Annotated in this window: 10 protein-coding genes; 5 read left to right on the forward strand and 5 right to left on the reverse strand. The window is 53.7% G+C overall.

What is annotated here, in order from left to right:
• Nucleotides 1-728 precede the first annotated feature (728 nt).
• From dnm_RS02295 to dnm_RS02315, 5 genes are all read left to right on the forward strand, one after another.
• Nucleotides 729-7,160 carry a hypothetical protein gene (locus dnm_RS02295; protein ID WP_207681107.1) on the forward strand — a complete coding sequence of 2,144 codons (6,432 nt, stop codon included), beginning with the start codon at nt 729-731 and terminating at the stop codon, nt 7,158-7,160.
• Between the two features lie 191 nt (nt 7,161-7,351).
• Entirely contained in the window at nt 7,352-8,020 is a 669-nt protein-coding gene (locus tag dnm_RS02300; RefSeq protein WP_207681108.1) for a nucleotidyl transferase AbiEii/AbiGii toxin family protein, read from the forward strand.
• The gene (locus dnm_RS02305; protein ID WP_207681109.1) at nt 8,017-8,331 is read left to right on the forward strand and encodes a hypothetical protein; all 315 of its coding nucleotides are present in this window, start codon (nt 8,017-8,019) and stop codon (nt 8,329-8,331) included. Before dnm_RS02300 ends, dnm_RS02305 begins: the two co-directional genes overlap by 4 nt.
• A 173-nt stretch (nt 8,332-8,504) precedes the next feature.
• Nucleotides 8,505-8,864: a type II toxin-antitoxin system HicB family antitoxin gene (locus dnm_RS02310; RefSeq protein WP_207681110.1), complete on the forward strand. Its 360-nt coding sequence runs from the start codon at nt 8,505-8,507 to the stop codon at nt 8,862-8,864.
• A gap of 268 nt (nt 8,865-9,132) precedes the next feature.
• Nucleotides 9,133-12,660 (forward strand): two-partner secretion domain-containing protein, encoded by a 3,528-nt coding sequence (locus dnm_RS02315; protein WP_207681111.1) that lies wholly within the window; start codon nt 9,133-9,135, stop codon nt 12,658-12,660.
• A gap of 508 nt (nt 12,661-13,168) precedes the next feature.
• Here dnm_RS02315 and dnm_RS02320 read toward each other — a convergent pair.
• From dnm_RS02320 to dnm_RS02345, 5 genes are all read right to left on the reverse strand, one after another.
• Entirely contained in the window at nt 13,169-13,708 is a 540-nt protein-coding gene (locus dnm_RS02320; RefSeq protein WP_276571921.1) for a peroxiredoxin-like family protein, read from the reverse strand.
• 206 nt (nt 13,709-13,914) lie between these two features.
• Entirely contained in the window at nt 13,915-15,402 is a 1,488-nt protein-coding gene (locus dnm_RS02330; RefSeq protein WP_207681114.1) for a DUF58 domain-containing protein, read from the reverse strand.
• 157 nt (nt 15,403-15,559) lie between these two features.
• Nucleotides 15,560-15,871 carry an MTH1187 family thiamine-binding protein gene (locus dnm_RS02335; RefSeq protein ID WP_207681115.1) on the reverse strand — a complete coding sequence of 104 codons (312 nt, stop codon included), beginning with the start codon at nt 15,869-15,871 and terminating at the stop codon, nt 15,560-15,562.
• A gap of 376 nt (nt 15,872-16,247) precedes the next feature.
• Nucleotides 16,248-18,968, reverse strand: coding sequence for a CHAT domain-containing protein (locus tag dnm_RS02340; RefSeq protein WP_207681116.1), 2,721 nt, complete (start codon nt 18,966-18,968; stop codon nt 16,248-16,250).
• Nucleotides 18,955-19,617: an anti-sigma factor family protein gene (locus dnm_RS02345; RefSeq protein WP_207681117.1), complete on the reverse strand. Its 663-nt coding sequence runs from the start codon at nt 19,615-19,617 to the stop codon at nt 18,955-18,957. The genes dnm_RS02340 and dnm_RS02345 overlap by 14 nt, the downstream gene beginning before the upstream one ends.
• Between the last annotated feature and the right edge of the window lie 35 nt (nt 19,618-19,652).

Here is a 19,652-nt window from a genome sequence, read left to right on the forward strand (position 1 = left end):
TAGCTTTCCCCAGGCAGAGCAAAAGGCGAGAAGTGGGAGGTGAGAAATAAGAAGACTGAATATCGAAACTTGGAACCAAATCATTAAGCCCCTCGCCCCAAGCCCCTCGCCCCTCGCCCCAAGCCCCAAGCCCCTCGCCTCTCGCCCCCCCCTCGCCCCTCGCCCCAAGCCCCATTTATTTTCTTGATCTCTCAATTGAATAGATGTATAATAAATAAGGTTTGGTTTTTATAAAGTTTTTTGAATAATCAGATTTTCGGTAGTTTTTTTAACTGGACAGTAGAAAACTATCGGGTAATATATGAGTAAAAAAAATTTTTAACTTACTGAAATCATTTGGTGGCAAATTGGAAAATTTTGCCAGTCAGCTTTTGATTGAACACCGGAAAACCCGCTTACGCTTAACTCAGCAGTATCAGAGGGGGCCGCATGGGGGGGTAACTGAAAACACATCCCCCCCCGGCCCCTTCAAAGGGGGAATTTCCATCTGCTGATAGTATAAAACCGCCCGCCCCGGATTCCCGGGCCCATGTAAGACAATTTTTCAAATTGTCTGAGATTGCCCAGGATTCGGACAATTTGAAAAATTGTCCTACATGACGGGGTTCCGCAATTTTTACGGGAAGGGGCGCTCCCGGAAAGGAGGTGTGTGAAAAGAGCGCCCGGACAGACGCATTGTGAAAACAAAAAAATATCAACATTGAAAACAAAAAAAAGGAGACTGAAAAATGAAAAAACTGAAATCGCTGGCGGCATTGTTTTATGCCGCCGTTGTGCTGCTCACATTTCCGGTCCCGGGGCAGGCCGGATGGACTTCCATGGATTCCGGCACTACACAATACCTCGCTGGCGTGTGGGGGAGTTCCGGCTCCGATGTCTTTGCCGTGGGGCAATCCGGCACGATACTGCATTATGACGGCACGTCGTGGTCTTCCATGGATTCCGGCACTTCAGATATCCTCTATGGCGTGTGGGGGAGTTCCGGCTCCGATGTCTTTGCCGTGGGGTATTACGGCGAGATACCGCATTATGACGGCACGTCGTGGTCTTCCATGGATCCCGGCACTTCAATTTACTTCGATGACGTGTGGGGAAGTTCCGGCTCCGATGTCTTTGCTGTGGGGGCCGTGGGGGGTGGCGACGGCGGCACGATAAGGCATTATGACGGCACGTCATGGTCTTCCATGGATCCCGGCATTTCATATGCCCTCTACGGCGTGTGGGGGAGTTCCGGCTCCGATGTCTTTGCCGTGGGGGATTCCGGCACGATACTGCGTTATGACGGCACGTCGTGGTCTTCCATGGATTCCGGCGCTACACAATGCCTCTATGGCGTGTGGGGGAGTTCCGGCTCCGATGTCTTTGCCGTGGGGGATGGCGGCACGATACTGCATTATGACGGCACGTCGTGGTCTTCCATGGATTCCGGCACTTCAAGTCACCTCAGTGGCGTGTGGGGGAGTTCCGGCTCCGATGTCTTTGCCGTGGGGTATGACGGCACGATACAGCATTACGACGGCACGTCGTGGTCTTCCATGGATTCCGGCACTTCAAGTCGCCTCTATGGCGTGTGGGGGAGTTCCGGCTCCGATGTCTTTGCCGTGGGGTATGACGGCACGATACTGCATTATGACGGGATCCCGCCTGCCAGCTCTCCGACCGTCACCACCGCCGCCATAAGCGGTGTCACCTCGTCGTCGGCAACCTGCGGCGGGAACGTGACGTCGGACGGCAATGCGGACATAACCGCCAGGGGGGTCTGCTGGAACACCTCGGGAACCCCGACCACTGCCCACAGCAAGACCTCGGACGGCACGGGAACCGGGATTTTCACAAGCACGCTCACGGGGCTGGCCTCCGGCACCACCTATTATGTGCGGGCATATGCGACCAATTCCGAAGGCACGGCATACGGCGAGGAGGTGACCTTTGTGACAAACAGCGTTCCGGTCGTCACCACCGCCTCCATAGGCGATGTCACCTCGGCAACGGCGATCTGCGGCGGAAACGTGACGTCGGACGGCAATGCGGACATCACCGCCAGGGGGGTCTGCTGGAACACCTCGGGAACCCCGACCACGGCCGGCAGCAAGACCTCGGACGGCACGGGCGCCGGGATTTTCACAAGCACGCTCACGGGGCTGGCCTCCGGCACCACCTATTATGTGCGGGCCTATGCGACCAATTCCGAAGGCACGGCCTACGGCGACGAGGTGACCTTTGCGACAGTGACAAACAGCGTTCCGGTCGTCACCACCGAGGCCATAAGCGACATCACCTCGTCATCGGCAACCTGCGGCGGGAACGTGACATCGGACGGCAATGCGGACATAACCGCCAGGGGGGTCTGCTGGAACACCTCGGGAACCCCGACCACGGCAGACAGCAAGACCTCGGACGGCACGGGAACCGGGATTTTCACAAGCACGCTCACGGAGCTGGCCTCCGGCACCACCTATTATGTGCGGGCCTATGCGACCAATTCCGAAGGCACGGCATACGGCGACGAGGTGACCTTTGTGACAAGCAGCGTTCCGGTCGTCACCACCGCGGCCATAAGCGACATCACCTCGTCATCGGCAACCTGCGGCGGGAACGTGACATCGGACGGCAATGCGGACATAAGCGCCAGGGGGGTCTGCTGGAACACCTCGGGAACCCCGACCACGGACGACAGCAGTACCTCGGACGGCACGGGAACCGGGATTTTCACAAGCACGCTCACGGGGCTGGATCGCGACACGACCTATTATGTGCGGGCCTATGCGACCAATTCCGAAGGCACGGCATACGGCGAGGAGGTGACCTTTGTGACAAGCAGCCTTCCGGTCGTCACCACCGAGGCCATAAGCGACATCACCTCGGGAACGGCAATCTGCGGCGGAAACGTGACCTCGGACGGCAATGCGGACATAACCGCCAGGGGGGTCTGCTGGAACACCTCGGGAACCCCGACCACGGACGACAACAAGACCTCGGACGGCACGGGCGCCGGGATTTTCACAAGCACGCTCACGGGGCTGGATCGTGACACGACCTATTATGTGCGGGCCTATGCGACCAATTCCGAAGGCACGGCCTACGGCGAGGAGGTGACCTTTGCGACAAACAGCCTTCCGGTCGTCGCCACCACGGCCATAAGCGACCTCACCTCGTCGTCGGCGATCTCCGGCGGAAACGTGACCTCGGACGGCAATTCGGAGATCACCGCCAGGGGAGTCTGCTGGAACACCTCGGGAACCCCGACCACGGACGACAGCAGGACCTCGGACGGCACGGGAACCGGGATTTTCACAAGCACGCTCACGGAGCTGGCTCCCGGCGCCACCTATTATGTGCGGGCCTATGCGACCAACTCCGAAGGCACGGCCTACGGCGACGAGGTCACATTTGCGATCAACGGCGTTCCGGCCGTCACGGGTCAGAAGGCCCTGTCCGTGCCGGAGAGAACCCCGCTGACCGTCACGCCGGACGATCTCACCGTGACCGACGCGGACAACACCTACCCGGATGAGTTCACGCTCACGCTTTATGACGGTGACAATTACACCCGGTCCGGCGCCACCGTGACCCCGGTGAACGGCTTCGTCGGCGAGATGACCGTGCCGCTGACCGTGAACGACGGAACCGAGGACAGCGACGTGTTCCAACTGAAAATAACCGTGACCGGAAGCGACAACGCCGCGCCCGTGATCACGGGGCAGACAGGCGCGCTCTCCGTGGCTCGGGGAACCGGACTTGCCATCACCCTGGACACCCTGGTCGTCACCGATCCCGACAGCGACTGGCCGGACGACTTCACGCTCACGGTCTCGGACGGAACCGGGTACACACATTCCGCCAACACCGTGATTCCCCTGTCCGGTGTCACCGGCGTGCTGACCGTTCCCGTGACCGTGAATGACGGAATCGCTGACAGCGATCCTTACAATCTCAGCGTCACCGTCACCGGGGAGACTGCGAACGCGCCGGAGATCACGGGACAGAGTTCCCTGTCCCTGGTGCGGGACACCGAGCTGACGCTCACGCTGGACGATCTCACCGTCACTCCCGGAAGTGCGGATGCGGAAGACGTCATGCTGATTCTCGGAGAGGGTGAGAATTACACACTCCGGGGCAACACCGTGGTTCCCGACCCCGGTTTCAGCGGCACGCTGACCATTCCCGTGACCGTGAGCGACGGAACCGGAAGCACCGTGTCCTTTGTCACAATCACGGTCGAATCCGAGAGAACGGACGCCAAGACCCTCACCGGCACGGTGAAAACGGATGACGGAACCGGCATGTCCGGGCTGATCGTGACGGCGGTGAACGCGGATATCGGGGAGACCCGTTCCGGCGTGACCGGCGCGGGCGGCGCGTTCTCCGTGGCCGTGAGCTGCGGTACATGGAAGGTCGAGGTGACACAGGCGGATGATGCGGACTGGGCCGCCCCGGAAGCCGAGACCGTCTCATTTGCCAACGACAACGGCACTGACACGGAAGACCTGGACATCATTCTTGAGACCCGCATCGCACGGCTCACCGGGAAGGTGCTTCCGCCGGAAGGCGACACCGGTCTCGGGGAGGGCGTGACCATGAACGTCTTCTGTTCCGACACCCAGTTCTCCCGTGATTTTCATCCCGACGCGGACGGCGCCTTCTCCTTTCCCGTTCCCGCGGGAACCTACGAAGTCACGGTCCTGCCCGATCCCCTGGAATATCCCAAATACGGCCGGGCCGAAGTCTCGCTGACCCGTGCCGAGGGAGACACCGATCTCGGAGACGTCCGGCTCGCGGCACGGAGCGCGGTTCTCAGCGGAACCGTCAGGGATGACGGGGGACAGGGCATCCCCGGGATTCCCGTGAACGTGTGGCGGACCCGCGGAGAATCCTTCTCCGTTACCACCGGCACCGACGGCGGATATGAGATCAGCCTGGTTCCCGGCACATGGACGGCAAAGCCCTCCCCGGCCGAGGATGCGAATCTCATTTTCACAGGCTCTCCCGCGGAAGCGGTTCTCACGGCCGGCGACACCGCGGCAGCCGACTTTGTCCTGGACCACGCCTCCCATGTCATCTTCGGAAGGGTCAGGGACACGGCCGGAAAGGTTCTCAGCGACGTGGACGCATGGGCTTATGCACGTCACGAGGACAGCCCCGCCCCGGTGGCAAGGGCGCGGGTCGCGAAAGGCGAGTTCACCCTGAACGTGCCAGCCGGAACCTTTCGCACAGGCATTGATCTCGCCCCGGGAAGCGGATACGCGTTCGCACAGGAAAATCAGAGTTCCCTCGCCAAATCCTCCCTCGCCTCCCGCCCCTCGCCCCTCGCCGCCTATGAACAAGTGACAAGCACGGACGGACGGGGACGGAGTTCGGACGACATCATGATCACCCTGGAGCCGGACAACGCATACATAAAAGGAGTTCTCCGGGATGAGGGCGGCGCTCTTCTGACCGGCGTGCGGGGGCAGGTTCTCGCCGTTCCCGAGGGAAACAGAAGCTCAGTCCGCAAGGCCGAGATAAGGGATGGCGAATTTGAGATTTCCGTGTCCCAAGGAGCGTGGACACTGAACTGCCGGCCGGACACGGACAGATACGCACACGCGGCCCCGGCCCGGGTCGTGGCGGAAAAGGGAAGGGCCGTGACCGCGGACATCACCCTCACTGCCCTGGACGGCGTGATCAGCGGCCAGGTGAGGGATGACGGGGGAAATCCCGCGGCCGACATACTGGTGTGGGTGCGTGTCCCCCGGGAAGGCAGGGGCGACGCGGGCCGCATGTTCGAGGCGCAGGTGCTGACGGATTCGGACGGCGGATTCGAGGTCTTCGTGCCCGGGGGAACCGGGAAAAGAGGCTGGGGGGTGTCCGCGAGCGTGGGAACCGCGCTGAGACGGTGCGAGACCGAGGAGGACTCGTATGAGCCGCCCTTTGTCCTCACCGGGGAATCCCTCTTGCTTCTGGAGGACGCGGAGGTTCCCGGGGAGGTCGTCTCGGTCCTGGGGGGCCTCTCGGATCTGACGTATGAGAGCGAGTACGAGTTCACATTCGCGCTGAGGGAGGCGCTGGACAGTTATTATTTTTATCAGCAATACAAATCCCAGATCATGGAACATGCGGCCGCGGGCGCGACCGAGGGAATGATCGTGGCCTGTCTCAGGGAGTCCGCGGCGCAGGCCGCCCTGCCCGCGAACCGGCCCGGATGGGGAAGGAAGCCGGCAAGACAGGACGGAATGTCGCTGGATCTGCGAAGGGCGGACATCTTCCTGGCGGGGACGGTTCTTGACGAGGACGGGTCCCCGGCTCCGGGCGTGTATGTCTCGGCCTACAGCGGGGACGGTCAGAAGACCCACGGCCGCACCGACGGCAACGGCGACTACCGGCTGTACGTGGCCCGTGCGGATGAGACCGGCAGCAACGACTGGACCCTGACCGCGGTGAGCGAGTCCCCGGACGGGAAATACTGCCGGGGCAGGGTTCTGTGCGACGCGTCCGGAACGGACGAGATTGTCGCGGCCGAGGATATCGTGCTGAAATCCGAAGGGGAGCTTCCGGACGTGCTGACCGGGGAGTTCCGCAGGGAGGACGGGTGGACCGGGACCCTGTCCGACGGGACGCGGATACAGATTCCGGCCAATGCCGTTCCCACGGAGGAGGAGTTCGTGAGGATCATCGCGGAGGCCCGGGCCGAGGAGACCTCCGAAAGCGGCGGGAACCACATCATCACCTATTCCCACTCCGTGACCCTGTATGAGAAGGAGAGCGGCAGGGAGATACTCGGCGGCCTGGACAGGGAGGTGCTGATCACCTTCGGCTACGACACGGACGTTCTGCAAGAACAGGGGATATGGACACGGAACATCCGTCCGGGATACCTTTCGGGGGCCTCCGGCACATGGCGCCCGTCCGAGAACTTCACCTCCGACGGAACCGGGGACAGCGTCACCCTCGGAACGGGCCATCTGTCTGTGTGGTCCCTGACAGCCACGCGGACCGGCGACGGCTCGGAGCCGGGCGACATGGACAATGACGGGGAACTCTCTCTGGCAGATGCCATCGCCGCGCTGAAGGTCTGCGTGGAATCCCCGTCATCCGTGTCCCCCGGGGCTGATGTCAGCGGCGACGGCAAAATTGGACTGGCGGAGGTCATTTACATCCTCATCCATGTTGCCGGGAACTGACCTTTCGTGAAGAGGGGCGGGGGATTTGCCAATCCCCGCGAGCGTCATAATAAAATCGCTCGGTTCGGATTGGCAAATCCGAACCCCTCGTGCAAAGGGGGCGGGGATTTCCCAATCCCCGCAGGCAATGAGGAGGTTCACCTCGTTCGCCATATATCGAAAAATTACAACCCATCTGCGATGATAATGATATGAAAAATTACGTTCAGCGTATGACAAAGGCCCTTGAACTGATTGCAAAGGAATGTCCCCGGCTTGCCAGATTCTGCTACTGGGGCGGGACATCGGCAATCTCCCTTGAGGAACTCGGACATCGGACTTCTTATGATATTGATTTCCACACACGCGAGGCATTGCTCGATGTCAGACCGATTCTTGCCGAAATCAGAAGAAATCTCTCCGAGCGGTTTGAGATTCTACAGATTCCCGACGAATTCGGATCAGGCTTCAGAGGGGTGCTGAAACTTCCTGACGGTGACCGTGTGATAATTGAGGTGCTTTCAAACTTTGAGGATGTGCCTGATAATGATCTGACGGATTCGGCAACAGTCCCGGCCATCAAAAGGATCACCCTTTCAAAATATCTTGAGAACAAAGTCCAGTGCGTGGCCGAACGCGCGGAGGCGAGAGACCTTGCGGACATATGGGCTGTCCTTGACAAATTTCCGGATATGAGGGAAGCCGCGCTCGGTTATCTGTCGGACCAGGATGCCTTGCTGATTGCGGAGAGACTTCTTTCATGGACTGACGAATCTCTCAGAGATGATTTGTCGGCCTACCCGGATGTGAATCCGGAAGATGCTGCCGAAGCCCGTGATCTGCTTCTCAGATGGCTTGAACATCAGAAGGAGGGAACATGAGAAAGTCGTATCGTTTTCCGGAAGTCACGGAGTTTGCGGAATGCGAGCTTTCGGATGGTGACAAAATCCGGGTGCCCGTGGTGACGGGCATATTCAAGCATGCCACCGCGGACATGCTGCGTGAGTTGCTGAAAAAACCGGCCGTGGCAAAGAAATATACCGTCGAATCCCTGCGCGTGGCCCCCTGGCCGGTCATGCGGAAGTTTCCCCGTTCATGGCTGATGCGGCATCTTGAGGAGGCGGATCTTCGTCCCACGCGCAAGGCCGCCATTCTGTTCATGCTGAACACATCCGCGGCCGATGAGGAATAAAACTTCACCGGGATTGGCCAAGGAGGGGGACGGAATTGTCGTTGGTTCGTCACAATTGTCGTATTTTTATTTGACGAAGTCAGGGTGTTCCACAGACCCCATCCCTCCCCAAATACAGATAAGGGAGCAATCGCAAGCATTCGTAAATGGTTGGAACAGAACGGAGTGATCCCATGAACATAATGACTGTGAGCGGACATAAGGCTAAGATAGAGTATGATCCGGAAATGGACATGTTCCGGGGAGAAATCCTCGGACTGAATGGCGGAGCGGACTTTTACGGTAAAAACACAGATGAGCTTCGTGAGGAGTTCAAAAAATCTTTGGATGTGTTTCTTCAGGTCTGCAAAGAAAAAAATATCGAACCATATAAAAAATATTCAGGAGAGTTTAATTTGAGAATTTCTCCGGAATTGCATCAGAAGATTTCCGAATGGGCAATTGCGGAGGAAAAAAGCCTGAATCAGTGGATTTCAGAAACCCTGGAACAAATGGTCATGGCTGAAAAATCCGAAAAAACCCGTTCAGCTTGAAATCCGGACCGCCGTGGGGGCGGGGGCTTTGCCAATCCCCCGCGAGCGATGAGGGGTTTTCCGGTTCGGATTGGCAGGCAAATGGCTGTCCCGGAAAATATGACAACGGATTTCAGGATGAAACGGATATGTCCGTCCATCCTCCTGTCCGATGTCATATTCCCGGTTTGGGACTGATCGGACATATCCGTTTCATCCTCTTATCCGATGTCATATTATCGGTCTCCCCTAAATCCGTTATAATCAGCAAATTTTTAAGGAGGATATCATGAAATACCATCGTTTGTTTATTTTGATTATTCTGCTGGCAGGCATCTCGGCTGGTCAGCTTCATGCGGGCGAGACTTCTCTTGGCGGCATCACGTTGGACGGAACCCTTGGCACGGCCGGAAAACTGGAACTGCCCGGACCGGATTACGAGATCAAGGCAGAATACGGACATCAGGCAGGTGCGAATCTGTTTCACAGCTTTCAGCAGTTTAATGTGGATACCGACGAGACTGCGACCTTCAGCGGTCCTGCTTCAGTTCAGAACATCATCTCCAGGGTCACAGGCGGAGATGCCTCATGGATTAACGGCAGGCTCAGTTCTGAAATTTCCGGGGCGGATTTGTATCTGCTGAATCCGGCTGGCGTGATGTTCGGGCCCAAAGCCACGCTGAACCTGAGCGGATCCTTTCATGTCAGTACCGCGGATTATCTCCGCCTCGGAGAGAATGAGCGATTTTATGCCGAGCCTCTGACTGGCGAACTCTTGTCAACAGCCGCACCGGCCGCGTTCGGGTTCCTGGACAGTGAGGCCGCATCCATCTCTGTTGAGGGGCATGGGGAACTGACCACTGACATATGGGATCAGGATTACGGAGACTGGTGGAACTGGCTGGATTGGAACGAATTTGATTATGCTGGTCTTGAGGTCCCCAAAGGCGAAATGATCTCCGTGATCGGAGGGGACATTAAAATTACCGGCTCATATTTTTGCTATGAAGAGGGAGGGGATCATAAAGTCCAAACTGTGGGAGCCAGTCTCAACGCACCTGACGGACAGATCAATCTTGTTGCTGTGAAATCCGGGGGCGAAGTTGAAATGACCGGGACAGGTTCGGACTTCGAGGTAAACTTCGTCGAACAGGCATCTGGCGGGCAGTTGGGAAATATAAGACTCTCTGACGGGGCAACGCTTACGGTAAAAGCAAGAGATTATCAGGGAGCCGGAAGCATTTTTATCCAGGGAGGCATGTTTGTTTCTGACAATCACAGTGAAATTATCTCCGAACCTCATAACGATGACGGCGGGGTGATTGATATTCAGGCAGACAAAGTAATTTTGAACGAAACAAGGATTTCTGCCAACACAGACGGGACAGGCAAAGGCTCGGACATCCGCATCAATGCCTCGGAAGAGGTCAGTATTGTCCGCGGAGAAATCAAAAACGGCTCTTTTTATTACGATGATGACGGCGCGGGGGATGGCGGAGACCTTTCCATAAAAGCAAAAAGAATAAATATTTCAGAAGATTCATGGATCGGAGGTGAATCCTATGGAACCGGAAAAGGCGGCAATATCACCATTGAGGCTTCCGAATCGGTCAGTGTTTCAGAGTCTGCGCTGATCGCCACATCGGCAAAAGAATGGGCCACAGGCCAGGGCGGAAACATCAGTGTCAATTCTCCCGCTCTGACGATAACCACTGGCGCAGTTGTTGAAAGCCGGTCAGAGGGTTCCGCAAATGGCGGGAATATTGGAATAAATGTGAATACGTTGGAAGTGACTGACGAGGGTAAGGTTTCACTTCAGGCCCTGTCCTCAGGACACGGAGGAAATCTGACCGTATCCGGAGCTGATCCGGAAAAGGATGACGACTTTGCAGATTCAGTAATGCTTTCAGGTTCCTATACCGGGATGCTGGCCGGGACATCCGGCCCGGGCAAGGCCGGAACCATTTCCATCCACACAAAAGCGTTGTCTGTGAAGGATCACTCGGTCATTGCCACCTCCGCATCTGGCACCGGAGATGCCGGCGCTGTCATGCTGAATGTCGGAACGGTCCGTCTCGCGGGCGGGGAGATTTCTTCAGCAAGTGAATATCCCGGGGCAAGAATTCATACGGTCGAGGATATCTCAGAGGCGATAAGTCTCTCCCATACATGTGAGATCGGAGATATGGTCATTGTGCGGGATGTCGGAGGAGGCGAATCTGCCGCGGCCATTCTTGATGCTGCGGGTGACTGGATTCCTCTGACGGGAGAGGTATTTGATGTCGGGGACATGACTGAACTGGCCTATCTGATTGACTACAGTTATCCACAGGACGGGCAGGGCCATACCGTCGTGGTTCTGGACGCGGGAGATGGCGAGCCTGCCAGTTTTGTTTACAATGGCAATTTTTCATGGGTGAGAATGAGCAAGGTTTATACAGTAACCGATCTTGAACAGCGAGCTGAATTTCCTGTCTTTCCGGGTGATGTGATCCGGCTTGAAGCAAATGACGGAATAACAGAACATCTGACCTACACCGGGAAGGAGTGGCTCCCCGCCAAAGCAGTTTATTCCGCGGACAGCCTGTCGGAGCGGGACAACCTTTCCGTGCAGAAAGGGGATGTGGTAAAAGTCGAGGATACAGGGGAGGGGTCATCAAAAAGTTTTATCTTTGACGGAGAAAGCTGGGCCAGTTTCTATATGACCGGCAACGCGGGAAGCATTGCCATTCATGCAAATGAAGCCGTGATACTGGCGGATGACGCGGCGCTGACCACATCAAGCTCGGGCGGTGTCCATGCCGGGGAGATCAGCATCGAGACAGCGCGTCTGGATATTGGAGAGAGCGCATCGGTTTCCTCGGCCAGTTCGTCCATAGGAGACGCGGGAAGGATTGAAATTCGTTCCGAAAACACCGTCACCCTGGACGGCGACGCGAGCATCACCTCTGCCACATTCGGACAGGGCCGGGCCGGTGACATTGAAACAGAAGGCTCGGAGATCACACTCGGGGGGGCATCCCGCATCACATCCGCAAGCGAGAACAGCGGACAGGGCGGGGCCGCTGGCACGGTTTTCATTCGGACAGACGGTTTCATGCGAATGAAAGAAAATGCGTCCGTCACCACCTCGACCGAGGGCACCGGAAAGGCCGGCGACATCACGATCACAGCTTTAAATATCGAACTCGAAGGAAATTCGGCTGTCACCTCGGAGAGCAGGGCCTCGGAAAACGGAGGAGACGCGGGCACCATTACCATAAATTCGGATGATTGTGTGAAACTTGATGACAAAAGCACACTGACCACCGAAGCCTCAGGCGCAGGAGGCGGACAAATATTTCTGAACGCCGGCAATCAGATATATCTCCCCGGCACTGACGTCACCAGCAGTGTGAGACAGGGCTATGGCAATGGCGGAGATGTCACGATACATTCAAAATTCGTCATCCTGAATCACGGAAATATTACTGCCAATGCCGAGGAAGGAGACGGCGGGGCCATTTTTATTGTCACAGACAATTATCTGAAATCATCGGACAGCAGAGTCACCGCCACCTCAAAGCGGGGCAATGACGGAACCGTGAGGATCGAAGCCCCGGATACAGATGTCAGCAGCTATCTGGTCACTCTGCCTGAAGACCTGCTTGATGCGTCACGATGGATGAAAACGCCGTGTGCGGAGCGATCCGGGGAAAAAATTAGCCAGTTTATAATAAAAGGGCGGGATGCCATGTCTGCCACGCCTGGTGACTTGCAGCCAGGTCCGCCCTTCTGGTTTGGGTGTTCAGATTCAGAGAATAATCTGTCAGAGTAGGAATATCCGGATTATAGCTCCTGAGTTATGACTTATTCACTTTCCTTTTTAACAAGGCTGCAAAGCAGAGGCTTTTTAATAACGCATGACTCCTCCCCGCGACATAACCGGCACCTGTCATCACTGCACATCTGGCATGAATGGCAGTCCTTACAATTATGCTTTTTTATATTCCCCGGTTTTTCTTCCGGCACATAAATTTTTCCCACAATACCGGGCATTCTGATAAAAGGCATAGGTCACCTCCATGGGGGCGAGGGGCGAGGGGCGAGGGGCGAGGGGCGTGTGGCGAGGGGCGAGAGGCGAGGGGCTTGGAAGCAAATCACAACAAGCCTCAGCCCTCCACCCCTTGCCACACACCCCTTGCCACACGCCCCTTGCCACACGCCTCTTGCCACACGCCCCTTGCCTCACACCCCTTGCCACACGCCCCTTGCCTCACACCCCTTGCCACACGCCCCTTGCCTCACACCCTTCGCCACACGCCCCTTGCCTCTCGCCCCAACCCTCACGCCCCAGCCACTTTTAGCATTTCTTTTATCGGCGGATGATCTCCGACTTCTTTGTTTTGATAAGAATAGTGCAAAATATCCCCGGGGCCAATAATTATTGCCCCGCCCTGTTGCAGTGCATCTCCCTGGATTTCTGTTTGCAAATAGCCCGAACTTGCGGCGCGGATGCCTTCTTTCAGGGATTTAAGTCCGAACAGCGATCCCACACCTCTTTTTAAATCCAAAATTTTGTAAGTCTCCAGAGAAGGATCCGTGTATAAATTCCCTTTATATCCCGTGTCTTCTCTGAATGCTGTCATAAAATGCGGCGCACCGTTGCCAATCACGACAAGTCGGGCATTCCGCTCCTCAAACGCCTCGGCCTGCTTTGCCAAATCAGCTACCTGCTGACGACAGATCAGTCAGCCAAAATGTCTTACAAAGACCAGAACGGTTTTTTGTTCTTTCCATAAAGAAGACAATGAAACTGAATTTTCATTCTCATCAAGCACTGTCTGCCGCCCCAGGCGCTGCAATAATTTATCATCTGTATTCATGATCTTTCTCCTTTGTGAAACTTGAAACTTGAAACTTGAAACTTGAAACTTGAAACTTGAAACTTGAAACTTGAAACTTGAAACTTGAAACTTGAAACTTGAAACTCGGAACTTGAAACTTGAAACTTGAAACTTGAAACTTGAAACTTGAAACTTGAAACTCGAAACTTGGCGGGCTTCGGAGGTCTGGCTGATATTTTTCATGTCTATAAAATCTGCCTTTGTTTAACAGCAAGATATTGAGAGAGCAGTTGGACAGACATTTTTTCGTTATCCAAAAGGGAAAAACCGACCCCGTGCCGTTTCAGAACGTTTTCGGTTTCACGGAGACTCTCCCAGAGGAAATGTCCGCCCAGATTTCTGTACAGATCATCAGCAGACTTAACTTCCGGCGAGGAAAAAAGGGGGATTGCGTTTTCCGGTTTCATCATATTGACCAGAACCAGATGCCGGCGGCGGGCTAAATCAATATGGCGCAAAAAACTTTCCGCCAGAACAGGATCATCCAAATTTGTTAAAAATATCAGCAACGCTCTTCGCCGGATGTGCATACCGATAAATCTAAAAAGTTCCTCAAAATCAGGAGTGACACGCCGAGGCTGAAGTGTGTAAAGCGTGTCCCTGCATGATCTGTAATGCGCTTTTCCGCTTTTGGCCTTCACAAAGCCCTTTATTCTGTCGCTAAAAGCCAGAACACCGAACATATCGCCCTGACGCTCCGCAGCCATGCCCATAATCAACGCACCGGAGATAAAGCGGTCAAGGATGGTGGTGAGGCTTGAAACTGGAAACTGGAAACTGGAAACTTGGGTTCCGGGTTCCGAGTTCCGAGTTCCGAGTTCCGAGTTTTGAGTTTTGAGTTTCGAGTTTCGAGTTTCAAGTTTCCAGTTTCCAGTTTCCAGTTTCCAGTTTCGAGTTTCCAGTTTCGAGTTTCCAGTTTCCAGTTTCCAGTGTCTTCCACTCAGCCGGGAAGCATCAATAATGACATAAATATCCTGGGTGCGTTCAATCTGATAGACTTTTGTAACAGGATATCCCCGTTTGGCTGTGGCTTTCCAATGGATATCTTCATAACAATCGCCAAAGGAATATTCCCTTAACTGTTCAAAATCCCGTCCCTTGCCGACCTGTCGTTGGACATGAATCCCGAGCTGCTTGTTCAGAAAGAGGGCTGCCATGTTTTTTCTTTCGGAAAACAGGTTGGGATAAACCCGGATTTCCATGTGCGTCGGCATGGCCGTGCGTATTGCCCAGAAGCCCAGAGGTGAGGCGATTTCCAGGTAATATTTGTCTAAGATGTATTGCCCCTGTTTCAAAGGCTTGCAGGGCCATGACAGCGATGAGGACGTCGTTTTTTCTGGCAAATCGGTAATCATGTCCCGGGCGGGTGAATAAATTTCTCTGGGAAATGCCAGTCCGATTCTCACCCGAGTGACTTTCATTTTTTCATTACGAACATGCAGGCTGAGTTCGGCGTCCCGGTCTTTGGATAAGCGAGCCACCTGGGGAAAGTTTACACTGATACCGGTAAGACGTCCAAAGGCAAAAAAAGCGTCTGTGAGTGCGAATATAAACAGCACGGCAATCAGGCTGGCTGATATCACAGAGACTGATGGCATAGCCGTTATCAGCGTTCCAAAGGGCAGAACCACGATGACCACCCAGAAAAGCAGTCTGAATTTAGGAACAATCATAAATTAAAACCAAGACGGATTACGTTGCGCTTTATTCACCCTGCTCAACAATGTTAAGGGATTTTTTTACCGTGAAAATACATTTTGAAAAGCCGGGTTTTTTATCTGAAAACATTTTTATGACCGGGCGCGAAAAACCCGGCTTTTTCATGAGCGTTTATTTTGAATCAGTTTTCAGTTTACGTTCAACGCTTTCAACCTTTTCGGCCATTGTTTGTTTTCGGTCGTTACGAGTTCCCGCCTTAATTGTTGTTGTAATTCGGGGCGCTCCCATTTCGTGTACGACTTCATGGCAGCGTTTTATGGCTGCAAAAACAGCGTCCCATTCTCCCTCAATATTGGTTCCGTAAGCGTGAAGCTGGATCGTCAGACCTGCTTCGGTAAGAACGCGTTCGCACGCGGCAACATATTCAGATACAGAAATACCCACGCCAATAGGTACAACACAAAGATCAACAATGACATCCATTATGAATTACTCCTTTATCCCAGTTTGAGAGGTAATTTCCTCCGGCTTTTTTGTGAGTTCGGCAATTTTATGTTCGACCTGTTCTTCGGATATGAAGCGCAGACGCTGGGTTTCGCTTCGCTTCACCCTCCCTACATTTTCTACATTTTCTCAAGAAGCGCAGACGGTGGGTTTCGCTTCGCTTCACCCTCCCTACATTTTCTCAAAAAGCGCAGACGGTGGGTTTCGCTTCGCTGCACCCACCCTACATTTTCTACATTTTCTCAAGAAGCGCAGACGGTGGGTTTCGCTTCGCTGCACCCACCCTACATTTTTTACATTTTCTCAAGAAGCGCAGACGGTGGGTTTCGCTTCGCTGCACCCACCCTACATTTTCTCAAAAAATTTCAATTCGTTGTCTCTCTGTAAGCACTTTTTTTCCTTTTATCACTTTGGCGACACTGCGGTCCCCTTCCATAGAAACAACCTCCATCATCGCTTCATTATTTATTACCCTGAAACGCTGCCCAATTGCAACCCCTGTTTTTGATCCGATATTGAGTATAATCTCATTCCCTTTTATTTCCGAAATCATGCCCCGAAGGGGATAGCGTTTTTTCAGTTTATCCAAAAGATTTTCAGATAATGTGTCTGCTAAGACAGATGGCGGAACTGATCCTCCGAAGGTCTCGGTAATTGCTGCGGAAATCAGCCCGGTTTCAGTTTCAATCACACGCAGGCATATCTGGGTTTGCGGGCCTGAACAGATGATCTGACCGGACAGCATCAGCCTTGCTGCCAAAAGTTTTCCCAATGACAATGCTGTATTGCGATCCGTCAGTTCGGAGGTTCCCAGTTTTAATTCTTCCAGCAATTTATCCAGCAGCGCACGTTCCACCAACTGAATGCGGCTTTGCTCAATCAGGGCATTGGCAATGCCCGCTGCAATCAGACGGTCCTGCCCTTCCTGTGTGGCATATCCCTGTGTTTTAAAATCCGGCATCCACAGGGTCAGCGGAACAGATGTCCATGTGTCAGACGGAGGTATTTCAGGCGGAGAGGATGCCATGTTTTCCAGCAATTCTTTGACCATCACATTGATGCGCTCCTGTTTTTCATGATCCTGTGACAGTAAAATTTTTTTGCGGATATCCTTTATGACGGAGGTAATCAGCCGATTGTCAGGGGATAATTCCCTGGCTTTGACAAGAAGTTTCAGACGTTCTTTATCATCTCCGGTGTCATTCATCAGCAATGCACGGGACATATATCCGGATTCGCTTTTGGGATTCGCTTCCGTGGCCTGACGGTAATATGTAAGGGCGGTGTTTGTTTCTTTTCGGACCGAGGCCACACGTCCCAACCCGATAAAGGCCCGGGCTTTTTCCTGTTTTGTCCCTTCCGAAGCCTGGATTGCCTGCCGGTATTCTGTCTGAGCCGCGTCCAATTTTCCCTGTCTCAGATAAATATCTCCCCGAATGACATAAGCGAGCCGAACCTGAGAATTGGTCTGTTCAAGGGTTTGACAGAGACTCAGCGCTGTCTCAAAATTCCCCGCGTTATAAGCGGCAAGGACTGCCTGCTCATATTCCAAAGTATTTTTTTTTAATATTCCCGGATATCCCCACAGCGCAAGGATTAAAAAAAGAATAATTCCCGCGCCCAGCAACATTTTTCCGGGACGGTTCCGCTTTTTTCCCCTGTTTTCAGAGAAATCAATAAAATCTTCCTGCGCTCTGATTTTTGTTCCCGGAGAAGCATGCAGATCACTTTCATGTGATATCGCGTTATTTTCCTCATGCAGTGTTGCTGATATTCGATCAATGTAATTAAACGCAGGGTCTCCGTAAAGGAGATAGCTTGCCCAGACAATGGTTTCCTCACCATATTCTTTAATCAGCATCTCTCGGGCATGTCGCACTGCCGCGCCCGCGCTCCTTCCTGAAAGCAGTTCCTGGTAAAATTCCAGGGCGAACCGTCTGCTCGGTTCATCCAATATCTCCCAGAAAGTGCCCACATAATGCTTGACGCCGGATAATACAAACGCGTTTGCCAGTCCGAATATCTCATCATGAAAATGTTCTTTTATATTCCAGCCCTCGGTTCTGGCCGACTGACACGCATTTGAAAAAATCAGAGAAGGCATGACTCCGGTACCGGCCATTTTCATGATTTCCTGTGCGCTCAGTGTTCCGCTGCTCAGTCGCCAGCCGCTTTCTCCCGGATTTTCCTGGTCATAATCAGAGTGTCCCGCGTAGTGGACAAAATCAAAACTTCTTATCTTTTCTCGGACGTAATCCCGCGTAATGCTGTCTGTGCGTAAAGAAGCATTGACAATATACTGGTTCTGGTCAATGTAATCCCGCAACTGCGTTCCCTCAGCATAAGCCCCGTTCAGATCACCCCCGGGGTCCGCCAATATGAGCATTTTAAGAGGATTGCCCAGTTCCCGGGATTTGCCGCTGCCCGGAACATTCTGCCTTGTTCTGACCAGCCGCCCCATACTGAACCGGAGGCAGAGAAACTGTTTCCCGTCGTGGAGTAATTCCCACGGAATATGCACCAGCGTATCATCAAGATTCAGCATCAGGTGTTCGGCCGCGCTCTTTCTGAGTTTCTCTTTCACAGTATATGTAAAAAGATCGTCAAAAAAGACCTGACCGATTTCCCTGAGTTTTGTCAGAATATCGCGGGACACACAGCCCTGGCGATTCGCCTTATTCAGTGTTTCCGCTATTTCACGGCATCGGGTGTTGATGGTATCAATGGGAATCGGTATTTCCTCATAATGTCGGACCGTTCCGGCCTCACCGGTCAGTTGTTCATAAGCAATAATTTTCAGACGATCCGCCACTCGGGTCACATCAAGATGAAGCACATTTTCGGGTTCCGAGTTCCGAGTTTCAAGTTTCGGGTTCCGAGTTCCGAGTTCCGGGTTCCGAGTTCCGGATTCCGAGTTCCGAGTTCCGGATTTCGAGTTTCGAGTTTCGAGTTTCGAGTTTCGAGTTTCGAGTTTCGAGTTTCGAGTTTCAAGTTCCGAGTTCCGAGTTTCAAGTTTCAAGTTTCGAGTTTCGAGTTTCGAGTTTCGAGTTTCAACTTTTTCGTTATCTTCTTCCATGAGCTGTCTCCGTAAGCCCGAAAGAATAGGTTCCGATTTCCATCCCGTTTTTTAAAAAAACGAGGTGGTAATGGTCAAAGAAAATGTTTTCAAAAAGGGCATGGTTTTCATCAAGAAGAAGAGAGGAAATTTCTCTTTCTCCCTTTTTCAGCGTCACTCTGATACGCGGGTTCGCTTTTTCATCCCCCATCAGCCGGACTCGGATATGCGCCTTGTTTTCGCCTGCTTTCTCGATTTCTATTTCCGTATCCGTGTCCTTGAATTTTTTTCTCACCCGAACGCAATCTTCGGACACGGTCTCCTCTCCCCGGACCATGACAAGATCATTTGTCCAGTATGCGGGCGTGAGACAATCTGAAACCTTTGAGTAAATGGCTTTGGCAACAGTACCGGTCTTTTTTTTGAATGAATCATATCGGGTGACATTCAATTCAGCTACAAGTTGAACTGCGCTCCGGGTGATCCGGTTCGGGGCCGGTTCCAGGTTGAAACGCGCTTTGTCTGGGTCAAGCTGTTTTGTCAGCATGAGCATCTCCAGACAGTCGTCACAATCTGAAAGATGGGCCTCCACTTTATCTCTGTCCTCAGGGGAAAGATGACCCTCCATATAATCGGCAAGTCGTTCTTCATCAGGGCATCGCTTTTTCATAATATAACTCCGTTTTCATTGAGTGTCTGAGTGTC

It is taken from the genome of Desulfonema magnum, assembly GCF_017377395.1.
In the GTDB taxonomy this organism is placed as follows: Bacteria; Desulfobacterota; Desulfobacteria; order Desulfobacterales; family 4be13; genus Desulfonema_C; species Desulfonema_C magnum.

Excerpts from the sequence above, each read along its gene's own strand:
- dnm_RS02295 (WP_207681107.1), top strand. The coding sequence starts at position 729 with ATGAAAAAACTGAAATCGCTGGCGGCATTGTTTTATGCCGCCGTTGTG.
- dnm_RS02300 (WP_207681108.1), top strand. The coding sequence starts at position 7,352 with ATGAAAAATTACGTTCAGCGTATGACAAAGGCCCTTGAACTGATTGCA.
- dnm_RS02305 (WP_207681109.1), top strand. The coding sequence starts at position 8,017 with ATGAGAAAGTCGTATCGTTTTCCGGAAGTCACGGAGTTTGCGGAATGC.
- dnm_RS02310 (WP_207681110.1), top strand. The coding sequence starts at position 8,505 with ATGAACATAATGACTGTGAGCGGACATAAGGCTAAGATAGAGTATGAT.
- dnm_RS02315 (WP_207681111.1), top strand. The coding sequence starts at position 9,133 with ATGAAATACCATCGTTTGTTTATTTTGATTATTCTGCTGGCAGGCATC.
- dnm_RS02330 (WP_207681114.1), bottom strand. The coding sequence starts at position 15,402 with ATGATTGTTCCTAAATTCAGACTGCTTTTCTGGGTGGTCATCGTGGTT.
- dnm_RS02335 (WP_207681115.1), bottom strand. The coding sequence starts at position 15,871 with ATGGATGTCATTGTTGATCTTTGTGTTGTACCTATTGGCGTGGGTATT.
- dnm_RS02340 (WP_207681116.1), bottom strand. The coding sequence starts at position 18,968 with ATGGAAGAAGATAACGAAAAAGTTGAAACTCGAAACTCGAAACTCGAA.
- dnm_RS02345 (WP_207681117.1), bottom strand. The coding sequence starts at position 19,617 with ATGAAAAAGCGATGCCCTGATGAAGAACGACTTGCCGATTATATGGAG.